Here is a 24,923-nt window from a genome sequence, read left to right as displayed (position 1 = left end):
CGATATGGACGACGAAAACGAAGCGCCGAAAACCAGTCGGACCCTTGCGGTGCTGCGCGCGCTGGGCCCGGCCGTACCCGCAGTGATTGGCGCCGCCGCGCTGACCTTTTTGTTCGCGGCCGTGATGCCGATGGCGTGGGTCGCGGGAATCAGCTGGAACCTCTACCTCGATCGTCTGTCCGATTTCTTCGTGCCGCCGGTCGGCAATGCCGCGCGGCTCATGCTGGCGTTCGGCATGGCGGCCGTCGCCGCCTTGATCGCGGCCTTCATCGCGCTGCTCATCGCCGAGCCCGAGCAATCGGGGCTCGCCGCGCTCGGGCGCCGGCTGCGGCGGAACGAGCTTGCCGATGACGATGCCGACGGCGAGGCGCCCGTTCGCCGCCGCCGCGCCGACCTGCACCCCGACGACCCGCCGCGTCCGCCGATCCGCGCCGGCCGCGACCTTCCGGCGCAGGGGCTGGGGCCGATTGGTGCGCCCGGTGAAGACGCCGTCCCTGAACCGGTCCCCGGGGTTCTCGATGAAGTCCAAGAGGACGAACTGATTCTCGCCGATCTCGCACCGATCGAGATCGATGAACCCGGCGCCGAACCCTGGCTGCAACCGGTCGACCGCGCCGGCCCCGTCCTGCCCGACCCTGCCGATAATTCGCTCGGCGCGATGGTCGCGCGCTTCGAGGCGGGGCTCGCGCGCCGCCGCCCCGAAGCGGTCGCGGTGCCGGCCATTCCAGTGCCGGGAGCGGTACCCGATGCCGACAGCGAAGGCGAAATCGACTTTGCGCTCGAGGCGGCGCTCAGCACGCTTCAGCGGATGAACCGTCAGGCGGGCTGACCCTAATCCTCGACGGTCAATATCTCGATGGTGAAGGCCGTGCCTTCGCCGGGATCGACTGCGACGTCGGCGACGATATGGCCGGGTAGCCGCCATTCGGCCGTCGTCAGCCTGTCCTGAAGCGCTTTCGTCGGCCGGTCTCCCGTGCAGGGAAAGAGGTGGCGCGCGCCGATGAAATTGGCGCTGGCCCAGGGACGCAGCGTCGATGCGCCGATCGTGACGCCGCTGCCCAGTTCGATGGCGAGCAGCCGGGCCAAGCGGCGGTGCGGGCAACCGGGCCGGGCCGGGGCGGAGGGCGACCAGCGCATCATCGGCGCTCTCCCGCGCGGCGGCGGTCGCCGCACGGCGCGACCTGACCCGCGTGACGATCGGCGCGCCATTTGTTCATGAAATGTTCCAATCGACAGATCAGCCGGCGGCCCGGTTCGCGGCCGCCGCGCAAATCGCTGACCAGCCGCGGATCATGGGCCGCGGCCCGGCCGAAAACGCTCGGCGGCATGCGCGATTCGCTGAGAAAACGCTCGATCCGTTGCAGCAGGCTGCGCTCCATTCCATCCTCCTTTGCCCCCAAGATCGGACGACTCGATCAATAGGATATTTCCTATTTGATAGGTGATTTCCTACTTGTCTAGGAAAATTCCTATCGCTATGGATGAAATAGGAAGGATCACTCGCTTGACCATATTCGACCTCGATCCCCGCGCGGCACTCGACCGGCTCCTGACCGAGAGAGGCATCGACTATGCCCAGCTATCGGCGCGCATCGGGCGCAATCCCGCCTATATCCAGCAATATATCAAGCGCGGCACGCCGCGGCGGCTGGCCGAGGAGGATCGCGCGCGCATCGCCGCCTATCTCGGCGTGTCCGAAGCCCTGCTCGGCGGGCCCGAGCGGCGCGTCGCCACGCCCGCCCGGCCGCGCGGGGGCGACATGGTGCTGGTGCCCAAGCTCGCGATCGGCGCATCGGCGGGGCCGGGCGCCAGCATCGACGGCGAACCCGTCGAGGGGCAGGTCGCCTTCGATCCCAAATGGCTGCGCGATCTCGGCGCCGATCCGCGCGCGCTCAGCATCATTCGGGTCGAGGGCGATTCGATGGCGCCGACGCTGAACGATGGCGACGATATATTGGTCGACGGCGGCGATGCCGCGGCGCGGCTGCGTGACGGCATCTATGTCCTGCGCATGGACGATGTGCTGATGGTGAAGCGCGTCGCGCGTGCGCCGGGGCCGGGACGGATTTCGGTGATCAGCGACAACCCGCAATATCGGAGCTGGGACGATCTGCCGATGACGGCGGTGCGGCTGGTCGGCCGGGTCGTGTGGACGGGGCGGCGGGTGCGCTGATCAGGGCACACATGAGAGAGTCGTCATTGCTTCGCTTCGCTCGCAATGACGAATGGGCATTAGATCTGTTCGGCCATCACCGCTTCGATCTCATGGTCGAGCACCTCGGCGCGCTGGCATTGATTTTCCTGGCCGCTGCGGCACTTCTCCGCCGCCTTGTCGCGCTGGCGCGTCAGCTTGCCCAGCCTTTCCTCGCGCGCGCGCATCGCGCGGCCGCGGTTGCGGTCGGCTTCGTCCTGGCTCGTCGTCGACCAGTCGGCGACTTGCCCGACGGCCTTGACCGGCGCGGTGACGACCGACTTGACGGTGCTCACGCAACCCGCGAGCGCAGGGGCGGCCAGCGCCGCGATGATCAGGGCCCGCATATTCTTCTCCTCACCGGTACCGTCTTGTCGCATAGGCGCGCCCGGCTGAACAGAATATTGCGATGGAAGGAGGCGGCGGTCGGGACGGCCGATCGCATGGCTGCTATCCGATGAATCCCGCCACGGGACATATGGTTTACAAAGACTTGCCGACCCTTTCGGCTGTGCTAGGGTCCGTGCGCGCCGGCGGCGTCATGCCCGCCGGGCGGCAGGAGGGTCCTATGACGAACATGCAAAAGGGTCTGGCCGAGTTCATCGGCACATTCTGGCTCGTCTTCGGCGGTTGCGGCAGCGCGGTTCTCGCGGCCGGTTTTCCCGACCTTGGTATCGGCTTTCTCGGCGTCGCGCTGGCCTTCGGCTTGACGGTGCTCACCATGGCCTATGCGATCGGCCATATTTCGGGCTGCCACCTCAATCCGGCGGTGACGGTCGGCTTGTGGGCGGGCGGGCGTTTCGCGGCGCGCGACATTCCGCTCTATGTCGTCGCGCAGGTGCTGGGCGCGATCGTCGCGGCCTTTCTGCTTTACTATGTCGCGCAGGGCAGCCCGACCTACGACATCGCGAAGGGGCTGGCGGCGAACGGCTTCGGCGACGGGTCGCCCGGCCATTACGACGTCTGGTCGGCGCTGATCATCGAGATGGTGCTGACCGCCTTCTTCGTGTGGATCATCATGGGATCGACCGACGGGCGCGCGCCCGCGGGCTTCGCGCCGATCGCGATCGGCCTCGCGCTGACCTTGATCCACCTCATCTCGATCCCGGTCACCAACACCTCGGTCAACCCGGCGCGCAGCACTGGTCCGGCGCTCGTCGTCGGCGGGCTCGCGTTCCAGCAGCTCTGGCTCTTCTGGGTGGCGCCGCTGATCGGCGGGGCCGCCGGTGGCTGGCTCTACAAGACGCTGGGCGCCGACAGCTTTCCCAAGCCCAATATCGAGGGCGAATAAGGGGGCGGACCGGCGGAGCGTCGCTCCGCCGGTTCTATTTCAGAAGGTCGATCGCGAAGGCGCGGACCTCGTCCGCCATGTCGGGCCGTTCGAGCGCGACCGCCAGATTGGCCTGAATATAGCCGGCTTTGGATCCGCAGTCGTAGCGCGCGCCGTCGAAGGTCACCGCGTGGAACGGCTGGCGGCCGATCATCGCCGCCATCGCGTCGGTGAGCTGGATCTCGCCGCCCGCACCCTTTTCCTGATGTTCGAGCACGCGCATCACCTCCGGCTGGAGGATGTAACGGCCCGAGATGATCAGGTTCGATGGCGCTTGGTCGACGGGCGGCTTTTCGACGAGGCCGGTGACCTCGGTCAGCGCGCCGTCGGCCTTGCCCGGCGCAATGACGCCATAGCTGGACACCTGCTCGTGCGGCACCTCGAGCACCGAAATCAGATTGCCGCCCACTTCGGCATAGGCATCCACCATCTGTTTCATGCAACCCGGCGAACCGTGCATGAACTCGTCGGGGAGGAAGATGGCGAAGGGCTCGTCGCCGACGATGTCGCGCGCGCACCATATGGCATGGCCGAGCCCCATCGGTTCCTGCTGGCGGACATAGGCGCAATTGCCGGGGCCGAGCCGCGTCGGGGCGAGCACCGACAGATCCTTGCCGCGTTCCGACATCGTCTTTTCGAGCTCGAAGGCGATGTCGAAATGATCCTCGATCGCGCTCTTGCCGCGCCCGGTGACGAAGATCATCTGCTCTATCCCCGCCTCGCGCGCTTCGTCGACGGCATATTGGATCAGCGGCCGGTCGACCACCGGCAGCATCTCCTTCGGGATCGCCTTGGTGGCGGGAAGGAAGCGGGTGCCGAGGCCGGCGACGGGAAAGACGGCTTTGCGGATCGGTTTCATGCGCGCGGGCTTAGCGGGCTTTTATGAACAGGAAAAGAAGCGCCGCCGGTTATTCGGCGGGCGAAACGATCAGCACGACGCGGCGATTGTCCTGCCGGCCCTCGGGCGTGGCGTTGGACGAAAGCGGGATCGTCTCGCCGCGGCCGATGATCTGATCGGCGGTGAAGCGCATGCCGTTCGCCTGCAGCGGCGCCGCGACGCTTTGCGCGCGCGCTTCCGACAGGGCCTGGTTGTAGGCAGCGGCGCCGGTCGAATCGGTGTGGCCTTCGATGCGCGCCGTCGGGATGCCGACCGCGACGAGGTGGCGCGCGAGTTCGCCCAGCCGCTCGACCTGCTCGGACTTCAGGGCGCTCTCGTTGACGCCGAAAAGCAGCCGTTCGTTGATGGTGAGCATCCAGTCGTCGCCGGTTTCGACAAAGCCTTCGGCCTGGAGCGCGGCGACCTGTTCGGGACTGAACCCCCTGGCTGGCGGTGGCACGCTCTGGCACGCCGCGAGCAGCGCCAGAAGCGGGATCAGGAAAAGCTGCCGGAGCGAAAGGGGCAGGGGGTGGGTCACGATATCTCTCCGCTTCAAGTGGGGCGCTTGACGAGCTTGTCGGCGTACATGGCGGCGTCGGCAGCGGTCAGCAGGGTTCGCGCGTCGGTACCGTCGTCGGGATAGACGGCCGCGCCGATGCTGATGCTTAGCCGATAGTGCTGGTCGCCGGGCAGCGCGATCGGCTGCGACGCGCCGGTGCGGATGCGATCGGCGAGTTCGCCGGGATCGATCGCGTCGTCGAGCGGGTCGATGATGACGATGAATTCGTCGCCGCCGATCCGTGCCGCGAAATCCTCCTTGCGCAGCGTGTCCTTGATCCGCTCCGACAATGCGACCAGCACCGCGTCGCCTGCCGCGTGACCGTGATTGTCGTTCGCCGCCTTGAAATTGTCGGCATCGATGAACAGCAGCGCGAAACGCTGGTTCTTTGACTGGGCGGTGTGGATGCGCTGCCGCAACTGTTCGTCGAAGGCCGCGCGATTGGGCATCGCGGTCAGCATGTCGTGCGAGGCGCGGTGCGCGAGCAGCGCCTTCTCGCTTTCCATCGTGCCCTGCCAGCCCTGCAATTCGTCGAGCAGCGCATTGATATCCCCGCCCAGCCGGTCGAGCTCGACGATCCCCAGCGACTGGACGCGTTTGTCGAAGCGACGGTGGAGGCGGACATCGTGGGCCACGGTGGCGATCTCGCCCAGCGGCTTCACCAGTTCATATTCGAAACGGCGCGCGAGGATGATCGTGCCCAATGCGGTGACGAGCAGGCAGCCGAGGCCGGCGAGCGCGCCGATGCGGACATAGTCGATCAGTGTCGAGCTGTCGCCCCAGACCTCGATGTGTCCGATCACCGATCCGTTGCGCTGAACCGTGGCCGCGAAGGGGCGCGGAAAAAAAAGACGGGTCAGGAGCGGCGCCGGGTCGCCGAGCGGCGACGTCCATTGGTAGAGCGGGCGCCCGCGATCGTCGAGAAGCCGGAGCCGCGCGATGCCGGGAAGCCGCATCAGCGGTTCGAGCCCCTCGCGCGCCGCCTGCGGATCGTTGAACACCAGCGCGGGTTCGGCGCCATAGGCGCCGAGTTGGGCTGCGAGTTCGATATTGTGGTCGGCATAGCTGCGCAGCGTCGTGATCCCGGCCAGCAGGATCGTGATTCCCGACAAGGCGACGGCGAAGAGGGTGATGCCGAAATGAAAGCGCGACAGCAGCTTTTGCAGCGTCGTTCGCGCGCCTTCGCGTTCGGGCGGGCGGGCGGTCATCGGGCCGTTCCGTCGTCGCTGCCGATTTTCAGCACGCGCGGATCGATGCGTAGCGGACCGCGGCCGATGGCGTCGAGATTGACCGAAAAGCTGATCTTCGACGTGCGGCCGCTCAGGCAGAACATGGCGCCGAAGCTGCAATCCGGGTCGTCGTCGGTGATCGTCAGCACCGGACGGCCGCGCACCCAGCCGATCAGCCGCTGGCGGTCGGCAATAGGCATATGACCGAGAAAGATGATGTCGCAGCCGCCGCTGGTCGCCCCTGCTGCCGTGGTGCGGCGCACCGTGACCGCCTGCCCGCCCGGAACGATGGGCGCGATGCGGCCTGTGAGGCGCGGCGCACCGACGAGGCACAGGTCACGCGGTGCGGGGGACGCCGCCGCCGGCCAGCGCGCATAGCTGATGATGCCGCCGAGAATGCGGTTGACACCGTTGGTAATGCCTTCGGCGCTGTTTTCGACGATCGTCTGGCTGGCGGCCTGAACCGCCATCTGCGGTGTCGTGAGCGACGATCCGATCAGAAGAAGCGAAACCAGCACCGTGAAGCGACCCCCAAGCGCGCGCAGGCATCCTGCCCCGGCGCGGGGGTGTCCGCTAGTCTAAAGTGCCGCAAAGTCAAGGAAAAGTGACGTCATGCGGCCATATTGCAACAGTCGGTGCGATCCTGCGCACCGCCCGCGCCGTCAGTTCGCGCGCACGCGCTCGGCAAAGCCTTTGCGCAATTTGGCGAGCTTGGGGGGAATCGACGCGATACAATAGGGATTGCGCTGGCCTTCGCCTTCCCAATAGGCCTGATGATAATCCTCGGCAGGATACCATGTCGACGCAGGCTCGATCGTCGTGACGATAGGAGCGGGCCGATCGGCGGCAGCGCGCGCGATACCGTCGCGCGCCGCGGCTTCCTGCGCTTCGTCCAGCGGGAAGATCGCGCTGCGATACTGGGTGCCGATGTCGTTGCCCTGGCGATTGAGCTGCGTCGGGTCGTGCGTCGCGAAGAAGACGTCGAGCAGGTCGCCATAGGAAATCACCGCAGGGTTGTAGCTGATGCGGATCGCCTCGGCATGGCCGGTGTCGCCGCCGCACACCTGCTTGTAGGTCGGGTTGGCGAGGGTGCCGCCGATATAGCCGCTTTCGACGCCCGCGACGCCGTCGAGCGACTGGAACACGGCTTCGGTGCACCAGAAACAGCCGCCGGCCAGAATTGCGGTGTCACTCGTCATGGCATGCTCCTTTGTCGGGGAAGGGGAATGCCGTTTAAATAGGGTGGCGGCGGCCCTATTCCAAGGGCGGTGGGTCGGCGATCAACGGCGGATCGAGCGGCCGTCCGGCAGCACGCGCGGCATCGATCGCTTGCACTTCGGCCTCGATCGACGCGACCCGGTCGCGCCAGCGCGGATGGGTGCCGGCCTGAAACAGGGGGCGTCCGGCGCGCTGGCCGAAGCGGGTCCAGAAACGGATCGCCGCATGCGGATCATAGCCCGCGCCCGCGAGCAGCCACGCCGACAGCCGATCGGCCTCGACCTCGGTCTGCTTGAACAGCCGGGCGCTGCGCCCGAACTGTTTGCCGAGCCCGCGATCGACCCCCGCGGCATCGAGGCGCGCGCGGTGACGGAGGATATTGTGCGCGAGCTCGTGCGCGACCGCGGCGGCGAGTTCATCGTCGTTGGTCGCGAATTGGACCAGGCCGCCGCTGATCACGATCAGTCGGCCATCGGCGGCGCCCTCGGGCCGGTCGCGGGCATCGACCCGGAAATCGCTCGCGCAGCCGGTGACGGGGGCGACTGCGGTCTTCGTGCCCGCCGCGCCCGAAATCTCCACCATGCCGCGCGGCGGCAGCGCTGCAAGCAGCGTCTCGACCGCGGCGATGCGCGCGAAGGGGTCGGCGCTTTCGCCCGCCGGAACGGCGATGCCGTTGATTGTCAGCACCGGCGCGCCAACGTGCAGTCCGGCGCGATCGCCGGGCGATCCCGGCGCGATCGCCGCGATATAGGGCGCGTCGACATCGGCCGCACGATAGGCGGCGAGCGCTTCGGCACGGTGCGCTTCGTCGTAGAGGCGCGGGTCGCCCCAGATCCATCCGAACTGCGGCTGCACCGCGGGGCACCAGGCGGCATTCGCGGTGGTCAGGCGAAAGCCGATGGCCGCGACGCGCGCTTCGAGCGCAGCAAGCTCGGCATAAGGCGACGGTTGGGCGCCCGCCGCGCGCAGCGGCGTCGCCAGCAGGAAGCCGAGCAGGATCGGGACGACGAGAGGCAGCGACCGCATCGCCGCAGCTTACCAAGCGCCGCCTGACGCGGCCATGAATTTCGACGGTATCTTCACCGTCGCCCCTCTTGCCTATCGCCCGGCAAGCGCCGATAGGGCGGCCATGTCGCACCCCCACCCCCGCCCCGCAATACTCGCTCGCTGGCTCTGGATCGTGGCCTTGCTCGTGATCGCGATCGTCGCGGTCGGCGGCATCACCCGCCTCACCGAATCGGGCCTGTCGATCACCGAATGGAAGCCGGTGTCGGGAGTGCTGCCGCCGCTCAGCGATGCCGCATGGCAGGCCGAGTTCGAGAAATACAAGCAGATCCCGGAATATCAGGAGATCAATCTCGGCATGTCGCTCGCGGCGTTCAAGGGCATCTTCTTCTGGGAATGGCTGCACCGCATTCTCGGCCGGCTCGTCGGTTTCGCGCTGCTCGTGCCGCTGGCCTATTATGGCTGGCGGCGCGCTATCCCCGCGGGCTACGGCTGGCGGCTCGCCGGGCTGGTGGCGCTCGTCGGGCTGCAGGGCGCGATCGGCTGGTGGATGGTCGCCTCGGGCCTCGTCGACCGCACCGACGTCAGCCATTTCCGGCTCGCGACCCATCTGCTGACCGCGCTGTTCCTGCTCGTCGCGCTCGTCTGGACGGCGCGCGACTTCGCGCTGATGGCGCGCGATCCGGCGGCGCCCCGAGCGCGGCTGACCGGGACGGCGATCCTGCTGTTCGCGATCCTTTTCTTCCAGTTGCTGCTTGGTGCGTGGGTCGCGGGACTCAACGCCGGCTATGTCGCGAGCACCTGGCCGTCGATGAACGGCCGCTTCGTGCCCGACGGGATCGACTGGTCGCGCGGCGCCTGGTTCGCCTTCACCAACGATCCCTTCCTGATCCATTTCCTCCATCGCTGGTGGTCGTGGGTCGCGGCCGCCACGCTGCTGTGGCTGGCGTGGACGCTCGCGCGGCGCGGGGCGCGGATCGAGCCGAAGCTCCTGCTCCTCGTCGTCGCGGCGCAGATGACGCTCGGTATCCTGACGGTGGTGACCGGCGTGTCGATGGAGATCGCGGCGCTACACCAGGTGACGGGCGCGATCCTCGTCGCGGTGACGGCGGCATCGCTGCACCGGCTGGGCCGTCCGGCGGCATGATCGGCCCGGCGCTGCTGCTGCTGGCGGCGCAGCCTCTGCCTCCCGCGCCGTCGCCGGCGGCGACCCCTGTGGCCGCGCCCGCGTTGTTCGCTCCGCCGATCGATCGGCCGATGGTCTATCGCGTCACCACGCGGCGGCTGGCGCGCGACGGTTCGATGGCAAGCTATACGCTCGTCTATGACCTCCAATGGAGCCGGGTAGGGCGCGGCGTGCAACTGGTGGCGACGCTGCGCGCGATCGAATCCGACGCGGCGCCTGACGTCGCGCGGGCGGTGACCGGGATGCTGCGCCCGCTCGTCGATCAGCCGATCACCTATCTGATCGCGCCCGATGGCAGCCGTATCACCCTCGTTGATCCCGATGCGCTCTGGCCGCGGGTGCTCGGCCGGGTGCAGGACATGGGCGCGGCCGCCACGCGGAGCGAAGCGAATCAGATGGCGGGCCTGCTGGCGGCGTTGCCGCCGGCCGAGCGCGAAAAGCTCGCGACGGCGGATGTTCGTGCCCTCGTCGCAGCGGCGAATCCGGCGATCGAGGATGGCGCGGCCGTCACGCAGCAGGGCAACGTGCGCACGGCGACGAAATTCGAAAAGGCCGTGATCGAGGTAGGAGCGGGCGCGAAGCGGCCGATCGAAACCGACGTGGCGTGGACGATCGACACCGCGACCGGGCTCGTCACGAGCGAACGCCGCCGCACCTGGATCGCCGCCGCGGAGCCCGGCGAACGCAGGCTGGTCGAGGAGCGCATCCGGGCGCTCGATACGGACGATCGGCGATAGGGTATCTTGATACCCGTCAGCAAAGCCGCTGCAGAGTTGACTTTTCGTGCTTTCGGCGGCATTGGCCCGCTCCGAAGCGCCGCTTCGTTCCTTCGGGACAGGCGGCGTCATTATTTCGGGGCGGCTCGCGCTCCGGTCCATATCTGTCAAGGAGCGTGCCATGAAGGCGCTGACCAAGACGACCCAGTCGGCGAACGCCGGGACGGTCGAGAAGAAATGGGTGCTGATCGACGCCGACGGTCTCGTCGTGGGCCGCGTCGCGTCGATCATCGCCAACATCCTGCGCGGCAAGCACAAGCCGAGCTTCACCCCGCACGTCGATTGCGGTGACAATGTCATCGTCATCAATGCGGAGAAGGTGGCGTTCACCGGCAACAAGATGGCCGACAAGCGCTATTACAAGCACACCGGCTATGCCGGCGGCATCAAGGAAACCAGCCCGCAGAAGGTGCTCGAAGGCCGCTTCCCCGAGCGCGTGCTCGAAAAGGCCGTCGAGCGGATGATCCCGCGCGGCCCGCTCGGCCGCCAGCAGATGCGCAACCTGCGCATCTTCGCCGGTGCCGAGCATCCGCATGAAGGGCAGAGCCCCGAAGTGATCGACGTCGCGTCGATGAACCGCAAGAACAAGGTGGGTGCATAATGGCCGACGAACAGACCATGACCGATCTCAAGGATCTCGCCGGCGCGGTTGAAGGCGCCACCGTCGCCCCCGCAACGCCGACCGCGCCGCTGCGTGAGAAGATCGTCGACAAGCAGGGCCGCGCCTATGCGACCGGCCGCCGCAAGGACGCCGTCGCCCGCGTGTGGGTCAAGCCCGGCACGGGCAAGATCACGGTCAACGGCCGCGACCAGGAAGTCTATTTCGCGCGCCCGACGCTGCGCCTCGTCATCAACCAGCCGTTCGGCCTGACCGAGCGCGTCGGTCAGTATGACGTCGTCGCGACCGTCAAGGGTGGCGGCCTGTCGGGTCAGGCGGGGGCCGTGCTGCACGGTATCGCGCAGGCGCTGACCCGCTTCGAACCCGCGCTGCGCAGCCCGGTCAAGGCGGCCGGCTTCCTGACCCGCGACAGCCGCGCGGTCGAGCGCAAGAAGTACGGCAAGGCGAAGGCCCGCCGCAGCTTCCAGTTCTCGAAGCGCTAAAATTTCCTCCGCTTCGGTGGAAAGAAAGGGGCGGTCCGCGTGCGGGCCGCCCTTTTTCGCGGGCGTCGCTCGAAAAACGGTCCGTCGCAAAAGGGTGGGCGGAGCGTCGCCGGACATTGTGTAATTTTTTCGCGCGGTTAAGCTGACCCCCTGTCGCCGACTCCCCGACCCGGACGAGGCGCCGTCACACTACGGGGGTAGTATATGAATAAATTTGATTTCTCGCGGCGCGTGCGCCGCGGAACCCTGCTCGCATCGGTTTGCGCGGCGGGCCTGATGCAAGTCGTGCCGGCGCTGGCCGCCGACGGCTATGGACCGATCGATCCGTCCGCCGTCGAACGCGCCGCGCAGAGTGATGTGCCGATCGCGAACTTCCTGCCCGACGTCGCGCCCGATCCCCAGATCGTCATTTCCAATCCGGGCACGCCGGGCACCGCACTCGATCCCGACGACGTCACCGGCATCGGGCAGATGATCATCGACCAGCAGAACGGCTTTATCGGCCTGTGCACCGGCACGCTGATCAATCCGCGGACCGTGCTGTTCGCCGCGCACTGCGTCAACGATGATCCGGCGAACGCTTATGGTGCGGCGAATGGCGGCAAGCCGATCGCCTTCGGTTTTTCCAGCAACAACAATGCGCCCGGCAACAGCGCGTTCGGCCATTGGCTGAACGGTTATCAGACCAATACCGACGACGCGCTCTATAACGTCAATTATGTCGCCTATAGTCCCCTGTCGACCGAGCCCGATTCCGGCGGATATCTGTATGGCGACGTCGCGACGGCGTCGCTCGATACGCCGGCGGGGGCGATCCCGACCTGGGCGCTGCTGTTTTCACCGCTGCCCGACCCCGGCACGATCGGTGCCGATGGAACGGGCTATCATGTCCAGATTCAGGGCTATGGCAACAACGGGTCGGCGGCGACGGGGTCGACCGGCGGCATCGACTATCGCCGCCGCATCGCCAACAATATCGTCGGCGCGCTCGCGTCGCTCGACGATTTCGAACTCTTTCAATTCTATGGCCTGAAGACGTCGGACGGTTATACCGAAGGCCTGCCGCAAAATCTCTATTGGATCGATTTCGACGATCCGGCGCGCGGCACCCCGGCCGAAGGTCCATTCGATTTCAATGCATGGCGCGACAATGCGGTCGAAAATGAAGGCATAACCGCGAGCGGCGATTCGGGCGGCCCGCTGATCCTCGATCAGGAATTTTCCAATCCGCTGGTGATCGGCGTGCTGTCGGGCGGCTATACCGCCTTCTTCGACGGCCAGCCGCCGAACGGCTATGGCACCGCCAGCTTCTATCAGCCGCTCTATCTCTATTGGGACTGGATCGCGGCGAACAACCCCTATCATTATGTGTCGGCCAAGGCAGGCGATGGCGCGTGGGAAGATTCGACGCACTGGGTCACGAACCTTGATCCCAACTATTATGTCCTGACCGGGGGGCAGCCGACCAACGGCATCCCCACCGAACCCGGCGCGGGCAATAGCGACCAGCCGGGCTTTGGCCAGGCCTGCTTCGAATCGGGCGGCTTCTCCGACTGCTATGACGTGTCGACGGGCGAGGAATATGTCGACCAGCGACCGATCGGCGGCGAGGATAATGATCCGGTGACGCTGACCAATGTCGCGGCATCGCCGGGCGGCGCGACCAACGGCAAGGCGGTCGTGAAATTCTCGCTCGACGGCGTCGATGGCAGCAGCAGCCCGGCGGCGGCCGGTGGCGCGAATGGCGGTTCGGCCGACAATAGTGCTGCCGTGGCGGCAGAGGCTTTGCCGACCCCAACGCTGCTCAGCGGTCTTCCCGGCGCGAGCGATTTCGTGCCGGACAATGATGACGGCGACGCACCCAATTCGGTTGCTCCGCGCTATTTCGACGTGACGCTGTCGGCAACGGGCACGACGACGCTGAGCAGCGACGTGACGATCGACCGTTTCACGCTGCAGAACCAGGATGCGAGCCTGGTGATCAATTCGGGCGCCTCGCTGACCAGCCTGATCAACGTCAGCCAGTTCGGCGGTTTCATGACCGTCAATGGCACCTTGTCGACGCTGGGCGACTATATCATCGTGACGGGTGGCCTGACGGGCAATGGGACGATCAACACGCCCTTCTTCACCAGCGCGGCGGGCGCCATCGCGCCCGGCACCACCACCACGACGGGAACGCTGACCTTCAACGGCAATGTCATCCTGGGTGCGGGCAACGGCTATTTCGTCAACCTCGGCGCCAATGGCGTGTCCGACCGGATCGTCGTCAACGCGACCGAGAGCACCGACGGCATCGCCGCGCTCGATGGCGCGGTGCTGTTCAGCCCGGCGGACGGATATGTGGTCCGCGACGGCGACACATACACGATCCTGACCGCCGAGGGCGGCATCGACGGCACCTTCTCGGCCTCCCAGTCGATTAGCGCGATTCTGTCGCCGGTCTTCACGTACACCGCCAATTCGGTTGAGGTGGAGATCGAGGCCGGGCTTTATGCCGATGTCGTGACCGCGAACTCGCCGGTGCAGGGTGCCTATGCTCAACTGCTTGACCAGTCGCGCGGCAACGCCGTTCTGGCAGGTGTCTATGGCGCGCTCGACCTGCAGGATGCGGCGACGATCCAGGCGACGCTCGACAGCTGGGCGCCGCGCACCGAAACGCTGCGCAGCTCGCTCGCGACGGTGGCGGCCGACAATATGTCGCGCTTCTATCGTGATCGCCTCGCCAGCATCAATGCGGGCGACATGGGCGGCCGGTTGGCGATGATCGGCCGGCCGGTGCAACTCGCGGCGCTCAACATGAACGCGATGGGCGCCGATCAGGTCCGCACCGACGCCGGAGGCGAAGTGACGGTGCAGGAAGGCCGTCTGCCCGAGACGGTCAGCGGCTTTCTGGCCGGCGGCTATCTCGACGGCGACAGCCGTCCGATGGCGACCGCGATGCCCTTGGGTGGCCGCGACCAGTTCGACGGCTTTTATATCGCCGGCGGCCTGGAAACCGCGCTCAACGACAGCAGCGTGATCGGCCTGTCGCTGAGTTACACCGACATCGACGGCAATGCCGCGGTGGCGGGACAGACCGCGAGCGGCACGCTGATTCAGGGCACGCTCTATGGCAAGACCCAGCTTGGCGGCGGGGTCGAGCTCGCGACGCAGCTCAGCGCGGGCGCCTTCGATTCGAAGACGAAGCGGATCGCCGACCTGGTCGGCACGCCCTTCACCCTGACCGGAGCCGACAGCTCGCTTGTCTTCACCGGCGAGGTCACGCTGGGCAAGGATTTCGATCTCGGCGCGGTCGAGTTCGGCCCGCGCGCGGGTCTGCGCGCAAGCCATATCGGCTTCTCCGACATCAAGGAGAATGGCGGCGGTCCGGCGCTGCACATCGACCGCAGTTCGTTCAACAGCGTCCAGGCCCGCGCTGGCCTCGCGCTGTCGGGCAAGCCCGGCGCGAGCTTCAAGCCGCACCTGCGCGCCGACTATGTCCATGAATTCATGGATGCGCCGGCGTCGTTCGGCGCGACCTTCGTAGGCGGCCCCGGGCCGAACGCGATTTTCGGACTGGCCGGCGGCGACAAGGACTGGTTCGAGCTTGGCGGCGGGCTGACGGTCTCGACTGGCAATATCGACCTTTCGGTCGGTGCCGAGACGACCATCGCGCGCAAGGATGTCTCGTACCAGAGCTATCGCGGCACGGTGACCTTCCACTTCTGATCGAAAGGGGAAGGAAGAAGGGGGCGGTCCGGCGACGGGCCGCCCTTTTTCGCGTCAGACGAACGGATCATGAGCCCATTGCAGCAGCGCCTGGCGCTGGCGCGGGCGGCAGAAAATATCACCGGGCTCGCAATTGGCGCGAATCTGCCCGGCATGGCGTGCAAAGCCGCGCCAGCGCCCGATCTGGATCGGGTCGATCTCGGGCAGCCGCCGGCCCAGGAAATAGCGGCAATACCATTGGAACCAGCCGCGCGGGTCGGGCCCATATATCCAGCCCTTTTCGCGCCAGACCGATAGAGGCTGGCGGCTCCTTATCCCGAAATAGTTGAGCTGCTCGTCGGCGATATCGGCGATTTTCGCATTCTCGAACCAGCGCGCGGGCAGTTCGCCGATGCAATCGTTACAATATTTGCCTTCGAAAACCCCCATTTCGAGCATTTCGCGCGGGGTGAACCGGGGTTCGAAAGCGGGATCGAAATCCTCGCCCGCCGGCGCGGTCAGGTGATAGCTGTAGTTCGACTGCATCTTGTCGTCGACATGGACCGTGAGGCCGCAGGTCCGGCTCATATCAGGTCCAGACTCCCCAGCATCAGCGCCTGTCGCGCGGGGCGTTCGGCCATCACCGCGAACATTTCGTCTCCGCGCGTGGTGCGCTCGACGCTCATCGACGCGAAGACCGCCATGAAATAGCCGCTGAGGGCGCCGACGCGATAATCGTCCCACAGCCCCGCCTCGTCGGGGGCGATGCCATGCCGGCGCAGCGCCGCGAGCCACTGGTCGAAGGCGGGGCGGTCGGCGGCGGCGCGCTCGGCGGGGTCGGCGATGCTGGTGCCGATCAGATAGGCGAGATCGCTCGCGCCGCTGCCGCGCCCCAGCGTCTGCCAGTCGACGAGCCAGCAGCGCGCGCCGCCCGGCGCGAACAGGATATTGTCGATCCGGAGGTCGCCGTGGACGATCGTCCGCGCCGCGCTCTGGCGCGCGAGATAGGCATCGATCTGTTCGACGATCCCCGCGCCGAGGTCGAGCACTTCGGGCGCGAGGCGCTCGGCGTAGCGCTCGCGAAACCCGGTATAGAATTGCGGGAAGAGCGCGCGGATCACGTCGCTATTGTCGCGCGCGAGCCACGGCAGCGTATCGAGCCGCGGATCGTTCCAGAGCAGCGCGTGCAGCCCGGCGGCGGCGTCGATGCACGGCGCGAGGCCGTCGAGCCCCAGCCCGGTGAGCTGATCGCCCTGCCGCGCGGGGGCGAGGTCGGCGAGGAGCAGCACGAAATCGACATCGTCGCCCGCAATCTCGGCATGGTAACAGTGCGGCGCCGCGACCCCGCTCCCCGCCGCGAGTTCGCGATACCAGCTTACCTCCTTGACATAGGTGCCGGTGAGCTTGGCGATGTTGCGGCTTGCCTCGTCGTGGCTCGGACATTTGGCGACGACGGTGGCGGGCGCGTCGATGCCGTGCACCCAGTCGAGCGTCAGGCGGAAGCTGTCGCACATCTGGCCGGTGCCGACCTTGGCGACGCTGAAGCCGCGGAGCGCGTCGGCGCTCTGTCCCAGTCTTTCCGCCAGCCAGCCCGGGCTCATCGCCTCCGGCGTCGTCGGAAAGCTCATGCGGCGGGGTCCATCAGGCCGGTGAGGCCGGTGGGCGCGTGCGGTCCGACGAACAATTGTTCGAGTACCCCCGCGCCGCGATGCGTGTTGCCGCCGTCGCTGAGTTCAGCGGCGACGAGCGCCTGGATATGCATCGCGAGCGGATTGCCCCAGCCGCGTTCGGATTCGGAAAGCCTGTCGTGGGCAACGGCAAGCTCGGCGCCATGGTCGAGGCCGTGGCCCCAGACCGGGTGCGTATAGCCGAGCCCGCTCATCGCGAAGACCGGGCCGGTCGGGGTCAGCGTCAGCGATCGGCCGCTGCCGAGGTCGGCGGTCATGCGTGCGATTCGCCGCGATCCCGGTTGCCAGTCGGCGGCGAAGGTCGCGGCGTCGAAATGCTGTTCGGTGCCGCCATCGCCGACGATCACCGCGCGGCGGTTCCATGGAATCCCCGCGCCGTCATCGTTGCTGTGGAAGAAGAGCGAGCGATCGCCGAAATTGCACGGCGTCCAGAGCCAGAAGAACTGGTTGAAATTGCCTTCGGGCGGTGGTTGCGGTTCGCCGGCGCCGACCGGGCGGACGCCCCAGCTCCGGTCGCGGGTGCCGGTCCATGCGCTATCGACCGCGATTCGCGCGCCATCGACCGCCAGCCAGCCCGACCAGCGGCCATTCTGGGTCAGCCGCGTATAGTCCATGAACAGGCGGGTGCCGTTGCGGCGGATGAAGCGCGGCTCCTCGATCGGGAAATGGCGGCCGGTGAAGGTGAGTTCGGCGGTCAGCGGCCCGTCGTTCGGCGCGATGCGCAGCGTCATCATCTCCAGCGGTGCGTCGATGTGGATCGCAATCGGGCCGACCGACAGGTCGAGCCGCTCGCCGCCCGAGCGGCGGCTGGCGCGCAGATTGTGCTGCACGCCATCGACGATGACGCAGAAACTTGCGTCGACGATGCCGAGCTGCGGATAGAATCCCATCGCCGCGGCGAAGAAAATCGCGCCATCCGGGCTATAGCCGTTGAAAAAATAGCGGTCGTAGAAGTTGCGATCGGTGCCCGCGAACGCGATCGGCTCGCTGGTCTGATGCACCGGAAAATCATCGCCTTTTGTCAGCATCGTTCCTCATCCCGTTTTTTCTTGCAACCTAACGGGAAGCAGCGCCGCGTCAATGCACCGGCGGATCGACCGGTGGCACCGCGCCGACGGGGGCGACCGGCTCGCCGGGCTCGCGCGGCGGCAGCGCGTCGGGCGGGACATCGTCGATCTGCATCGCGGGGGTCGGGACATGCGCGAGGTTGCGGACGCGCACGTCGATCCGGTCGTCCGCAATCATGAGCTCGTTGAAGCTTGGCGGGGTCGACCGGATGCGCTTTGACAGAGTGCCCGCGCCGATCATGCGGATCGGGCCGGCCGGGGTCTGCTTCACGAGGTCGAAGGCGTCGTGGACGTGGCCGGTAAGCACCGCGGCGACCCCGCGCGCGGCGAGCGCGGTCAGCGCCGCCTCGCCGCCGCGGGTCAGAGCGCGGCCTTTCGTTCCCGCTTCGACGAGCGGATGATGCGCGGTGACGAGGGCCGCGGTCGCCCTGGGCAAGGCGTCGATCGCGGCGAGCGTCCTCGCCAGCGCCGCACGGGTCACCCAGCCTTTCGACCAGTCGAGCCGTGCCTGCGCGCGCGCGGTGGTCTTGAGCGGCACGACCGCGACCTCGGCCAGGTCGAGCTCGCGCTCGACAAGCCGCTCGATCCGGCGAATCCGCGCATAGGGGCGAAAGAAGCGCGCGAAGGGGTTGAAATAGGGCAGGTCGTGGTTGCCGACCTCGACCGTCACCGGCGCACCCAGCGCGCCGATCCAGTCGCAGGCAGCAGCGAATTCATGCGATCGCGCGCGCATCGTCAGGTCGCCGGTGATCAGCACCGCCGCCGGCGCCTCGCGGCGCACGCAATCGGCGAACCAGCCGAGCGCGGCGGGATCCTCCAGCCCGAAATGCAGGTCGCTGGCGTGGAACAGCCGGATCATGCCGTCGCGACGAAATCGACCGCGCTCATCCCCAGCGCGAAGCGCGCGGGCGACAGCGTCTCGGCGAGTTCGCCGTCATATTCGAGGCTGATCGGCGCGTCGCTTTCGAGGATGATCGTCTCCGCGCGCGCGACCTCCTCGCTCGGCCCGTCGCGGAAATCGCCGCCTAGCCAGGCGAGGCCGTGGCGGAGCACGTCCATGCTGCCTTCGGTCAATATGCCGTCGGCGCGAAGGCCGGTCTCGGTGGGGGTCAGAATGATCGCGGGATAGGTCTTGTCCTGCCCCGCGATGCGGACCCCCGGCGCATTCAGCATCGTCTCCAGCGCGTCGGGCGCGGCGCGGCTGGCCTCGACGATTCCGTCCTGCCGCATCGTTTCGCGCACCTCGGCCCAGCGCGTCGCGGGCCCCGCGACGATGGTGATGAAGGCGGTGCCGCTCTCCGACCGGACGATGGGGACTGGCCGCCGCCGCACCCTGCCGCCGAGCGCGTCGGCTAGGATCTCGGGCGCGGGCCGGTCGCCGTGCAGCGCCTTGGAGAGCAGGTTCAGCGTCCCGCCGGGCAGCGGCAGGATCGCGCCGTCCCAGCCCGCGGCCTTCGTCGCGGCGGCGTTGATCGTGCCGTCGCCGGTCCACACGAGCAGCAGGTCGATGCCCTTTGCGCGGAGAGCCGCGGTGTCGGGAATCTCCTCGTCGGGCAAGGCGAAGGTCGCGGCGATTGGTTTGCCCGCCGCCCGGCAGACCTCTTCGATGGCCTCGCGGATCGCGGGATCGTGGCTGCCGCTCTCGCTGTTGCAGATCAGGGCGGGGCGGGAAAATGCGCTGGTCATGGGCCTTTCTACGCATCAGGCGGGAAAAGGTCCCCAACTCCGTCATCCCGGCGAAGGCCGGGATCTCGCCGTTGCGTTTATCCGACAGGGTGAGATCCCGGCCTTCGCCGGGATGACGGTGCTTATGGCATCTCTCCATCTTGTTCCCCGCCCTCCACCCCTGTAGGGCGCGGGCCTGCGGGGCGCGAAGTCAAGGGACGGCGTTTGATCAAATTCCTCATCGTGGCGGTGCTCCTGCTGCTTTTCTTCGGTGGCGGCGCGAAGGCGGTGGTCGCGGGCGGCGCGAAATCGCTCGACATGGCCGACAAGCTGCTCGGCTCGGGCGGCGGCGCGCGGCTGCTGCTCGCGGGGCAAGTCTATGGCAACGGCCCGCGGCAGACGCTCGACATCTGGGCGCCCGACCATGCGCAGCAGGGCGACCGGCTGCCGGTGATCGTCTTCTTCTATGGCGGCGGCTGGAACAGCGGCGAGCGCGCGAGCTATGGCTTCGTCGGCCGCGCGCTCGCGCAGAAGGGTTTCGTCGTCGTCATTCCCGACTATCGCCTGACGCCCAAGGCGCATTGGCCCGATTTCCTGGAAGACAGCGCCGCGGCGGTCGCCTGGACGCATCGCTATATCGATGGCCTTGCGGGCGATCCCGACCGCATCGCGCTGATGGGCCATTCGGCGGGCGCCTATAACGCGGTGATGCTCGCGCTCGATCCGACCTGGCTGCGCGCGGCGAAGAGCGATCCGGCGATCCTGCGCGGCGTCGCGGGGCTGGCCGGTCCCTATGATTTCCTGCCGATGGAAAAGGGCGGACTTGCCGAAAAGGCGATGGGCAAGGTGAAGCCGGCGGAGAAGACGCAGCCCATCGCCTATGCGCGCGGCGATGCCCCGCCCCTGTGGCTGGCGAGCGGCGACGAAGATGCGACGGTGCGCCCGCGCAACAGCCAGAACCTCGCCGCCGCGATCGAGAAGGCGGGCGGTTCGGCGACGCTGCGCCTCTATCCCGGCATCGGGCACACCGGCATCGTCATGGCGCTGTCGGCGCCCTTCCGTTCGCGCGGGCCGGTGCTCGACGAGGCGAGCGACTTCCTGCGCGGCGTGACCGGCCGCCGCGTCGAGGCGGCGCGATGAGTGCGCTTATCCCGGCGATCGTCATGGCCGGGAGCCGTCCCGGACCAGACCCGCTGCTTTCGGGCACCGGCGTATCGACCAAGGCGCTGCTCCCGATCGCCGGCACGCCGATGCTCGTCCATGTCGTGCGCGCGCTCCGCGCCGCGCCGGGTGTCGGGCCGATCACCGTGCTGGCGCAGAACAGCACCGAACTGGCCGCCGAGCCGGGGCTGGCAGGTCTCGCCGACCTCCATTTCGCGGATTCGGGGCAGGGGATCAGCGCTTCGCTCGCCGCCGCGCTTCCCGAGGGGGACGCGCCGGTGCTGGTGACGACCGCCGACAATGTCCTGCTCACCCCCGCGATGATCGCCGAATTTCTGGCGGGCGCCGAGGACAGCGATGTCGCGGTCGCGATGGTCGAGCGGCGGGTGCTGCTCGCGCGCTATCCCGAATCGAAGCGGACGTGGCTCAAGTTCCGCGGCGGCTGGTGGTCGGGCGCGAACCTGTTCCGCCTGCGCGGGCGCCGGGTGCTGCCTTTGCTCGATTTCTGGGGGCGGATCGAGCGCGACCGCAAGAAGGGGCTGAAGATCATCGCGGCGTTCGGGCCGTGGCTGCTGATGGGGGCGCTGCTGCGGCTGTTCACCATCCACCAGGGCATCGCGCGCGCGGGCTTGCGCTTCGGGCTCAAAGCGAAGGTCGTGCCGATGTCCGAGGGTGAGGCCTGCATCGACGCCGACAAGCCCGCCGACATCGTGCTGATCGAGAAAATCATGGCGGCCCACCGTCAATAACCAAAGCTGCGTGCACCCGCGCAGGCGGGTGCCCATCACCGATCGGCGCTATTTCGAACCGGCGGGATATGGGTCCCCGCCTTCGCGGGGACGCACGGAAAAAAAACTAGGACGTAGCCGCCAGCGCCCTGTCCACTGCCGCGATCGCCAGCGCCAGTTCTTCCTTATAGGGAATCGTCGCGTCGATATCGACGATCGGCGCGCCTTGGAACGCCAGCAGCGGCACCGTCTCGACCTTGCGCGTGATCAGCGCGCGATCATGGTCGGGTTTGCGCGCCATCACCGTGTCGACGTCGACGTGCAGCCGGATGACGAGCGTCGGGACATAGGCCGCCATGTCGGCATAGAGCGCGCGCTCCTCGGCCTGCATCACGGCAAGGCGTGGGTTCGTCGCGCGCCCGGCGAGGATCGGGCCGTCGTGAAGCCCCGGCACCTCGATCTGCGGGTAACGGTCGGTGACGATCGTCACGCCCGCGCGGCGGCGCTCCAGAAGCTGCTCGAACTTCGCGCGGCGTTTCTTCGACTTGTTCAGCGCGTAGCGCGCCGCGAGCCTGCCGGGGATCGGCTCACCCGGCTCGCGCAGCTTGTCGGCGATGCCGTCGAGGAAGCGGTGGAGCGGCGGGCCGACGATCGGCCAGCGCCCGATGCGCCGTCCCTGTTCGCCCGAGCCGAGGCCGAGATAGCCGCTCTCGGCCGTGCGCGTCTTTTGCACATGCGCGAGCAGGTCGGCCGACAGGGTCGACTTGCCCGACCCGTCGCTGCCGACGACTGCGATTAGAGGAGCTAATCGCTCCTCGGGCGCGATCAGGGGAGCGAGATCGCCCCCCATTTGGTCAGCTCAGTTCCTTGAAGAAGCCGATCATCTTCAGCCCGCCGATGAAGAAGCGGACGACGACGAGCGCGCCGAAGGCATAGACCCAGTTCCACTGGGCCGGGGTCAGCGCGTCGAAGTTGAAGTCCATTCGCGCGAACCAGGTCAGGAACACCGTCGTCGCGAGCAGGAACAGCTTGTTCTGCTCGCGCCAGATCATCCGCTTCCACCAAAAGGGATATTTGGGCTTCACCCAGCCGGTGAGGCGGGGAAGCAGCGCGGGGACGTCCTTCGCCCATTCGGCGTGCGCCGCGCCGAATTTTTCGCGGAGGAATTCTTCCTCATAGATCGAGATGCGCTCGTAGATCAGAATGCCAAGCAGAAAGACGATCGCCCCGAACACCCAGCTTCCCGACAGCATCGCGAGGCCGGTGAAATTGAGGATGCGCCCGACATAAAGCGGGTTTCGGACCAGGCTGTATGGGCCGGTGGTGTTGAGCTCGCTCGCTTCGGCGGCGACCTTGGCGCGGCCCGAGGTGCCGAGCGCGGCCCAGCCGCTGGTGAAGACGCGGACGATCGCGCCCGCGCTGGCGACGCCGAGCGACAGCCAGAACCAGGCGCAGTCGCCGGCCGCGCTGTTGAACGGACCCCAATCCTTGCTGCACCAGGCGATCAGCACCGAGATTGCGATGGTGATGTAGATATAGGTGCCGCGAATGAAGAAGAGGCGCTTGCCGCTGCGGGCGAGTTCTTGCTGGTACATCGAGTTCCGCCTGTTGGCCGCGCAAGGTCAAACCCTTCGCGGCGAAAAATCAGTCGCCCCCTCTAGCAAATTTTGCGGCCAAAATAAGACCTCATCCCTATTCCAGCTTTCCAACCCCCGTTTGCCCTGAGCTTGTCGAAGGGCTGTTCTTTCTTTTGGGCGTCGTTGAAGGAGGGACGGTGCTTCGACAGGCTCAGCACGAACGGGTTTGGGGAGGCGAGGCGGTTTTCAGATCAGCCGCAGCTTCCGCGCCGTCTTCCCCAGCGAGGCCCGGTCGGCGTGGGGCAGCGCGAAGCGCAGCGACGACCAGATCGCGCCCGCCGCGATGACGGTGATCAGCGGCAGCGCCGCCGCGTCGGGCAGGCGGCTGACGAGCAGGGCGAGCGCCCCCGCCGCGAGCGTGACCAGCAGGCCGCGAAGCGCGACCTTCGGGAAGCGCTGGTCGAAGGGATGCAGCCGCTCGCCCATCGCCAGTTGCACCATCGGAATGCCCGCCATCACGACCAGCCCGATCGACATCGCCAGCGTGACCCCGGTCAGCGCGTCGAGATGGCCGAGGATCAGCCAGCCCGACGCGAGCGCGACGACGACGCCCAGGATCGCGGCGGTGAGCTGGTGACGGAAGGCCGCGACGACCTGAAGCACCGGCTGCGAGATGCCGAGCACCGCCTCGAGTGCGCGCGCGAAAAGCAGGATGATCACCGCGCCCTGCGCGACATGCGCCTGATGGCCGAACAGCCCGAGCAGCGACGAACTCCCCGCCGCGAGCACCGCCGCAAGGGGGAGGGCGATGGCGGAGATCAGCCGCGTCGCATAGGCGTAGATGTCGGCGACCTGCGCCCGGTCCTCGCGCTCGGCGCTCGCCGCGAGCGGCGCCATCACATAGACGAAGGCGATGCGGACGAGCTGGACGACGCTCGACAGCTTGCGCGCGATCGTGAACAGCCCCGCCGCCGCGGCGCCCGCCGCGCCGGGCAGCAACAGGTTGAGGATCAGCGCCGGCGCGTCGCCGAACAGGCGCGCGATGATGTTCGACGGCAGGATCGACAGGCCCGCCCAGAAAGTGTTGCGCTCGACCTCGCCGCCGCGCCCGCCGCGAAGGAGGTCGGCGAAATTATAATAACGGGCGAGCAGGCGGACGCAGAGGATGGCGGTGATGCCGAGCGAGCAGAGATGCGCGATGAACAGTCCCTTGAGCCCGAGCCCGCCCGCGAAGAACAGCCCCGCGAACACCAGCCGCATGATCTGTTCCCAGACGATCCGCAGGCGGATCTCGGCGCCGAACACCATCCGCGCGCGCATCGCAGAGGTCGAAATCTCGACGAAGGCCCAGAGCGGCAGCGCCCAGACGAACAGGCGGATCGCGGGCACGACGAGCGGCCGGTCGTGATCGGCGACGTTGAGGAAAGGGGCGAGCTCGGCGGCGAAAACCGCGATCAGCGCGGCGACGATCAGGCAGGGGCCGACCCCGAACAGCATCGCGGTGCGCAGCGCGCCGGCGGCCTCGGCGTCGCTCGCCGACTGCGGCACGGTGCGCTGCATCGCGCTCGTCATCCCCATGTCGAAGATATTCTCGAGCAGGTTCACCGTCGCCCACAGCACCGCATAGAGGCCGTAACCCGCGAGCCCGAACATCAGAACATAGAGCGGCTGCGCGACGATCTCGACCACCGCGCCCAGCCGCGCGAGCACGGTCGTGCCGAGTCCCTTCGCGACGCTGCGGCTGGTGACGGCGGGTTGGGCGGTCTCTTCGCTCATCGCTCGCGCCCCTAGCGGCAAGCGCGCCGGCCCGCCAGCGGCTTTCGCGTCTCACCCTCTTGCCGACTCCGCCAATCGGGTCTAGTCGGGCCCCGATTG

General features: G+C 67.5%; 27 protein-coding genes. 10 read left to right on the top strand and 17 right to left on the bottom strand.

The features are described 5' to 3' along the window. Nucleotides 1–4 precede the first annotated feature (4 nt). Nucleotides 5–829, top strand: a complete 825-nt coding sequence (locus NP825_RS14675; protein WP_257544826.1) for a hypothetical protein — start codon at nt 5–7, stop codon at nt 827–829. A gap of 2 nt (nt 830–831) precedes the next feature. Here NP825_RS14675 and NP825_RS14670 read toward each other — a convergent pair whose 3' ends face one another. Both NP825_RS14670 and NP825_RS14665 read right to left on the bottom strand, forming a co-directional pair. Then, a complete protein-coding gene (locus NP825_RS14670; protein WP_257544824.1) occupies nt 832–1,140 on the bottom strand; it encodes a hypothetical protein in 309 nt (102 codons plus the stop codon). Beyond that, entirely contained in the window at nt 1,137–1,379 is a 243-nt protein-coding gene (locus NP825_RS14665; RefSeq protein ID WP_257544822.1) for a hypothetical protein, read from the bottom strand. The genes NP825_RS14670 and NP825_RS14665 overlap by 4 nt, the downstream gene beginning before the upstream one ends. Nucleotides 1,380–1,504: 125 nt before the next feature. Here NP825_RS14665 and NP825_RS14660 point away from each other — a divergent pair, with 125 nt between their 5' ends. After that, nucleotides 1,505–2,173 carry a S24 family peptidase gene (locus NP825_RS14660; protein ID WP_257544820.1) on the top strand — a complete coding sequence of 223 codons (669 nt, stop codon included), beginning with the start codon at nt 1,505–1,507 and terminating at the stop codon, nt 2,171–2,173. 59 nt (nt 2,174–2,232) lie between these two features. Here NP825_RS14660 and NP825_RS14655 read toward each other — a convergent pair whose 3' ends face one another. Next, nucleotides 2,233–2,538 carry a hypothetical protein gene (locus NP825_RS14655; protein WP_257544818.1) on the bottom strand — a complete coding sequence of 102 codons (306 nt, stop codon included), beginning with the start codon at nt 2,536–2,538 and terminating at the stop codon, nt 2,233–2,235. A 221-nt stretch (nt 2,539–2,759) separates the two neighbouring features. Here NP825_RS14655 and aqpZ point away from each other — a divergent pair, with 221 nt between their 5' ends. After that, the gene (aqpZ, locus tag NP825_RS14650) at nt 2,760–3,482 is read left to right on the top strand and encodes an aquaporin Z (protein WP_257544816.1); all 723 of its coding nucleotides are present in this window, start codon (nt 2,760–2,762) and stop codon (nt 3,480–3,482) included. A 34-nt stretch (nt 3,483–3,516) separates the two neighbouring features. Here aqpZ and galU read toward each other — a convergent pair whose 3' ends face one another. From galU to NP825_RS14620, 6 genes are all read right to left on the bottom strand, one after another. Next, on the bottom strand, nt 3,517–4,380 hold the full coding sequence (galU, locus tag NP825_RS14645; protein WP_257544814.1) for a UTP--glucose-1-phosphate uridylyltransferase GalU: 864 nt from the start codon (nt 4,378–4,380) through the stop codon (nt 3,517–3,519). Nucleotides 4,381–4,429: 49 nt separating this feature from the next. Further along, the gene (locus tag NP825_RS14640; protein WP_257544812.1) at nt 4,430–4,936 is read right to left on the bottom strand and encodes an OmpA family protein; all 507 of its coding nucleotides are present in this window, start codon (nt 4,934–4,936) and stop codon (nt 4,430–4,432) included. Nucleotides 4,937–4,950: 14 nt separating this feature from the next. Further along, a complete protein-coding gene (locus NP825_RS14635) occupies nt 4,951–6,165 on the bottom strand; it encodes a diguanylate cyclase domain-containing protein (RefSeq protein WP_257544810.1) in 1,215 nt (404 codons plus the stop codon). Continuing rightward, on the bottom strand, nt 6,162–6,704 hold the full coding sequence (locus NP825_RS14630) for a YfiR family protein (RefSeq protein WP_257544808.1): 543 nt from the start codon (nt 6,702–6,704) through the stop codon (nt 6,162–6,164). Before NP825_RS14630 ends, NP825_RS14635 begins: the two co-directional genes overlap by 4 nt. 144 nt (nt 6,705–6,848) lie before the next feature. After that, on the bottom strand, nt 6,849–7,385 hold the full coding sequence (gene msrA / locus NP825_RS14625; RefSeq protein WP_257544805.1) for a peptide-methionine (S)-S-oxide reductase MsrA: 537 nt from the start codon (nt 7,383–7,385) through the stop codon (nt 6,849–6,851). A gap of 55 nt (nt 7,386–7,440) precedes the next feature. After that, complete coding sequence (locus tag NP825_RS14620) at nt 7,441–8,430, bottom strand: M48 family metallopeptidase (protein ID WP_257544803.1); 990 nt, start codon at nt 8,428–8,430, stop codon at nt 7,441–7,443. A gap of 103 nt (nt 8,431–8,533) precedes the next feature. Here NP825_RS14620 and NP825_RS14615 point away from each other — a divergent pair, with 103 nt between their 5' ends. The 5 genes from NP825_RS14615 (at nt 8,534) to NP825_RS14595 (ending at nt 15,183) form a co-directional block, all read left to right on the top strand. Beyond that, the gene (locus NP825_RS14615) at nt 8,534–9,556 is read left to right on the top strand and encodes a COX15/CtaA family protein (RefSeq protein WP_257551479.1); all 1,023 of its coding nucleotides are present in this window, start codon (nt 8,534–8,536) and stop codon (nt 9,554–9,556) included. After that, nucleotides 9,553–10,332, top strand: coding sequence for a hypothetical protein (locus NP825_RS14610; protein ID WP_257544801.1), 780 nt, complete (start codon nt 9,553–9,555; stop codon nt 10,330–10,332). The genes NP825_RS14615 and NP825_RS14610 overlap by 4 nt, the downstream gene beginning before the upstream one ends. 160 nt (nt 10,333–10,492) lie before the next feature. After that, nucleotides 10,493–10,972, top strand: a complete 480-nt coding sequence (gene rplM / locus NP825_RS14605; RefSeq protein WP_257544798.1) for a 50S ribosomal protein L13 — start codon at nt 10,493–10,495, stop codon at nt 10,970–10,972. After that, on the top strand, nt 10,972–11,472 hold the full coding sequence (gene rpsI / locus NP825_RS14600) for a 30S ribosomal protein S9 (protein WP_257544796.1): 501 nt from the start codon (nt 10,972–10,974) through the stop codon (nt 11,470–11,472). The genes rplM and rpsI overlap by 1 nt, the downstream gene beginning before the upstream one ends. 204 nt (nt 11,473–11,676) lie before the next feature. Beyond that, a complete protein-coding gene (locus NP825_RS14595) occupies nt 11,677–15,183 on the top strand; it encodes an autotransporter domain-containing protein (protein WP_257544794.1) in 3,507 nt (1,168 codons plus the stop codon). Nucleotides 15,184–15,237: 54 nt separating this feature from the next. Here the strand turns inward: NP825_RS14595 and NP825_RS14590 are convergent, their stop codons facing one another. The 5 genes from NP825_RS14590 to NP825_RS14570 are packed head-to-tail and all read right to left on the bottom strand — an operon-like array spanning nt 15,238 to nt 19,603. Continuing rightward, nucleotides 15,238–15,750 (bottom strand): hypothetical protein, encoded by a 513-nt coding sequence (locus NP825_RS14590; RefSeq protein WP_257544792.1) that lies wholly within the window; start codon nt 15,748–15,750, stop codon nt 15,238–15,240. Next, a complete protein-coding gene (locus NP825_RS14585) occupies nt 15,747–16,790 on the bottom strand; it encodes a phosphotransferase family protein (RefSeq protein WP_257544790.1) in 1,044 nt (347 codons plus the stop codon). Before NP825_RS14585 ends, NP825_RS14590 begins: the two co-directional genes overlap by 4 nt. Beyond that, the gene (locus NP825_RS14580) at nt 16,787–17,878 is read right to left on the bottom strand and encodes a hypothetical protein (RefSeq protein ID WP_257544788.1); all 1,092 of its coding nucleotides are present in this window, start codon (nt 17,876–17,878) and stop codon (nt 16,787–16,789) included. Before NP825_RS14580 ends, NP825_RS14585 begins: the two co-directional genes overlap by 4 nt. Nucleotides 17,879–17,927: 49 nt before the next feature. After that, a complete protein-coding gene (locus tag NP825_RS14575) occupies nt 17,928–18,776 on the bottom strand; it encodes a metallophosphoesterase (protein ID WP_257544786.1) in 849 nt (282 codons plus the stop codon). Further along, a complete protein-coding gene (locus NP825_RS14570) occupies nt 18,773–19,603 on the bottom strand; it encodes a diacylglycerol kinase family protein (protein ID WP_257544784.1) in 831 nt (276 codons plus the stop codon). Before NP825_RS14570 ends, NP825_RS14575 begins: the two co-directional genes overlap by 4 nt. Before the next feature lie 204 nt (nt 19,604–19,807). On the opposite strand from NP825_RS14570, the gene NP825_RS14565 reads away from it, so the two are divergent. Both NP825_RS14565 and NP825_RS14560 read left to right on the top strand, forming a co-directional pair. Next, nucleotides 19,808–20,722, top strand: coding sequence for an alpha/beta hydrolase (locus tag NP825_RS14565; protein ID WP_257544782.1), 915 nt, complete (start codon nt 19,808–19,810; stop codon nt 20,720–20,722). Then, complete coding sequence (locus NP825_RS14560; RefSeq protein WP_257544780.1) at nt 20,719–21,492, top strand: nucleotidyltransferase family protein; 774 nt, start codon at nt 20,719–20,721, stop codon at nt 21,490–21,492. The genes NP825_RS14565 and NP825_RS14560 overlap by 4 nt, the downstream gene beginning before the upstream one ends. A 106-nt stretch (nt 21,493–21,598) precedes the next feature. Here NP825_RS14560 and NP825_RS14555 read toward each other — a convergent pair whose 3' ends face one another. The 3 genes from NP825_RS14555 to NP825_RS14545 form a co-directional block, all read right to left on the bottom strand. Further along, the gene (locus NP825_RS14555) at nt 21,599–22,321 is read right to left on the bottom strand and encodes a hypothetical protein (RefSeq protein WP_257544778.1); all 723 of its coding nucleotides are present in this window, start codon (nt 22,319–22,321) and stop codon (nt 21,599–21,601) included. A gap of 4 nt (nt 22,322–22,325) precedes the next feature. Further along, nucleotides 22,326–23,066, bottom strand: coding sequence for an isoprenylcysteine carboxylmethyltransferase family protein (locus tag NP825_RS14550; RefSeq protein ID WP_257544776.1), 741 nt, complete (start codon nt 23,064–23,066; stop codon nt 22,326–22,328). Nucleotides 23,067–23,294: 228 nt separating this feature from the next. Next, nucleotides 23,295–24,824 (bottom strand): lipopolysaccharide biosynthesis protein, encoded by a 1,530-nt coding sequence (locus NP825_RS14545; RefSeq protein ID WP_257544774.1) that lies wholly within the window; start codon nt 24,822–24,824, stop codon nt 23,295–23,297. Nucleotides 24,825–24,923: the final 99 nt, after the last annotated feature.

The sequence above is a fragment of the Sphingopyxis sp. DBS4 genome, assembly GCF_024628865.1.
Classification (GTDB): Bacteria; Pseudomonadota; Alphaproteobacteria; order Sphingomonadales; family Sphingomonadaceae; genus Sphingopyxis.
This window is presented reverse-complemented; position numbering and strand designations above follow the sequence as displayed.

Coding starts and splice junctions, on each gene's coding strand:
- NP825_RS14580 (WP_257544788.1), bottom strand. CDS start 17,878: ATGCTGACAAAAGGCGATGATTTTCCGGTGCATCAGACCAGCGAGCCG.
- NP825_RS14575 (WP_257544786.1), bottom strand. CDS start 18,776: ATGATCCGGCTGTTCCACGCCAGCGACCTGCATTTCGGGCTGGAGGAT.
- NP825_RS14590 (WP_257544792.1), bottom strand. CDS start 15,750: ATGAGCCGGACCTGCGGCCTCACGGTCCATGTCGACGACAAGATGCAG.
- NP825_RS14675 (WP_257544826.1), top strand. CDS start 5: ATGGACGACGAAAACGAAGCGCCGAAAACCAGTCGGACCCTTGCGGTG.
- NP825_RS14550 (WP_257544776.1), bottom strand. CDS start 23,066: ATGTACCAGCAAGAACTCGCCCGCAGCGGCAAGCGCCTCTTCTTCATT.
- NP825_RS14610 (WP_257544801.1), top strand. CDS start 9,553: ATGATCGGCCCGGCGCTGCTGCTGCTGGCGGCGCAGCCTCTGCCTCCC.
- aqpZ (WP_257544816.1), top strand. CDS start 2,760: ATGACGAACATGCAAAAGGGTCTGGCCGAGTTCATCGGCACATTCTGG.
- msrA (WP_257544805.1), bottom strand. CDS start 7,385: ATGACGAGTGACACCGCAATTCTGGCCGGCGGCTGTTTCTGGTGCACC.
- NP825_RS14665 (WP_257544822.1), bottom strand. CDS start 1,379: ATGGAGCGCAGCCTGCTGCAACGGATCGAGCGTTTTCTCAGCGAATCG.
- NP825_RS14545 (WP_257544774.1), bottom strand. CDS start 24,824: ATGAGCGAAGAGACCGCCCAACCCGCCGTCACCAGCCGCAGCGTCGCG.
- NP825_RS14595 (WP_257544794.1), top strand. CDS start 11,677: ATGAATAAATTTGATTTCTCGCGGCGCGTGCGCCGCGGAACCCTGCTC.
- NP825_RS14555 (WP_257544778.1), bottom strand. CDS start 22,321: ATGGGGGGCGATCTCGCTCCCCTGATCGCGCCCGAGGAGCGATTAGCT.
- NP825_RS14585 (WP_257544790.1), bottom strand. CDS start 16,790: ATGAGCTTTCCGACGACGCCGGAGGCGATGAGCCCGGGCTGGCTGGCG.
- rpsI (WP_257544796.1), top strand. CDS start 10,972: ATGGCCGACGAACAGACCATGACCGATCTCAAGGATCTCGCCGGCGCG.
- NP825_RS14620 (WP_257544803.1), bottom strand. CDS start 8,430: ATGCGGTCGCTGCCTCTCGTCGTCCCGATCCTGCTCGGCTTCCTGCTG.
- NP825_RS14615 (WP_257551479.1), top strand. CDS start 8,534: ATGTCGCACCCCCACCCCCGCCCCGCAATACTCGCTCGCTGGCTCTGG.
- NP825_RS14635 (WP_257544810.1), bottom strand. CDS start 6,165: ATGACCGCCCGCCCGCCCGAACGCGAAGGCGCGCGAACGACGCTGCAA.
- NP825_RS14560 (WP_257544780.1), top strand. CDS start 20,719: ATGAGTGCGCTTATCCCGGCGATCGTCATGGCCGGGAGCCGTCCCGGA.
- NP825_RS14570 (WP_257544784.1), bottom strand. CDS start 19,603: ATGACCAGCGCATTTTCCCGCCCCGCCCTGATCTGCAACAGCGAGAGC.
- NP825_RS14670 (WP_257544824.1), bottom strand. CDS start 1,140: ATGATGCGCTGGTCGCCCTCCGCCCCGGCCCGGCCCGGTTGCCCGCAC.
- galU (WP_257544814.1), bottom strand. CDS start 4,380: ATGAAACCGATCCGCAAAGCCGTCTTTCCCGTCGCCGGCCTCGGCACC.
- NP825_RS14655 (WP_257544818.1), bottom strand. CDS start 2,538: ATGCGGGCCCTGATCATCGCGGCGCTGGCCGCCCCTGCGCTCGCGGGT.
- rplM (WP_257544798.1), top strand. CDS start 10,493: ATGAAGGCGCTGACCAAGACGACCCAGTCGGCGAACGCCGGGACGGTC.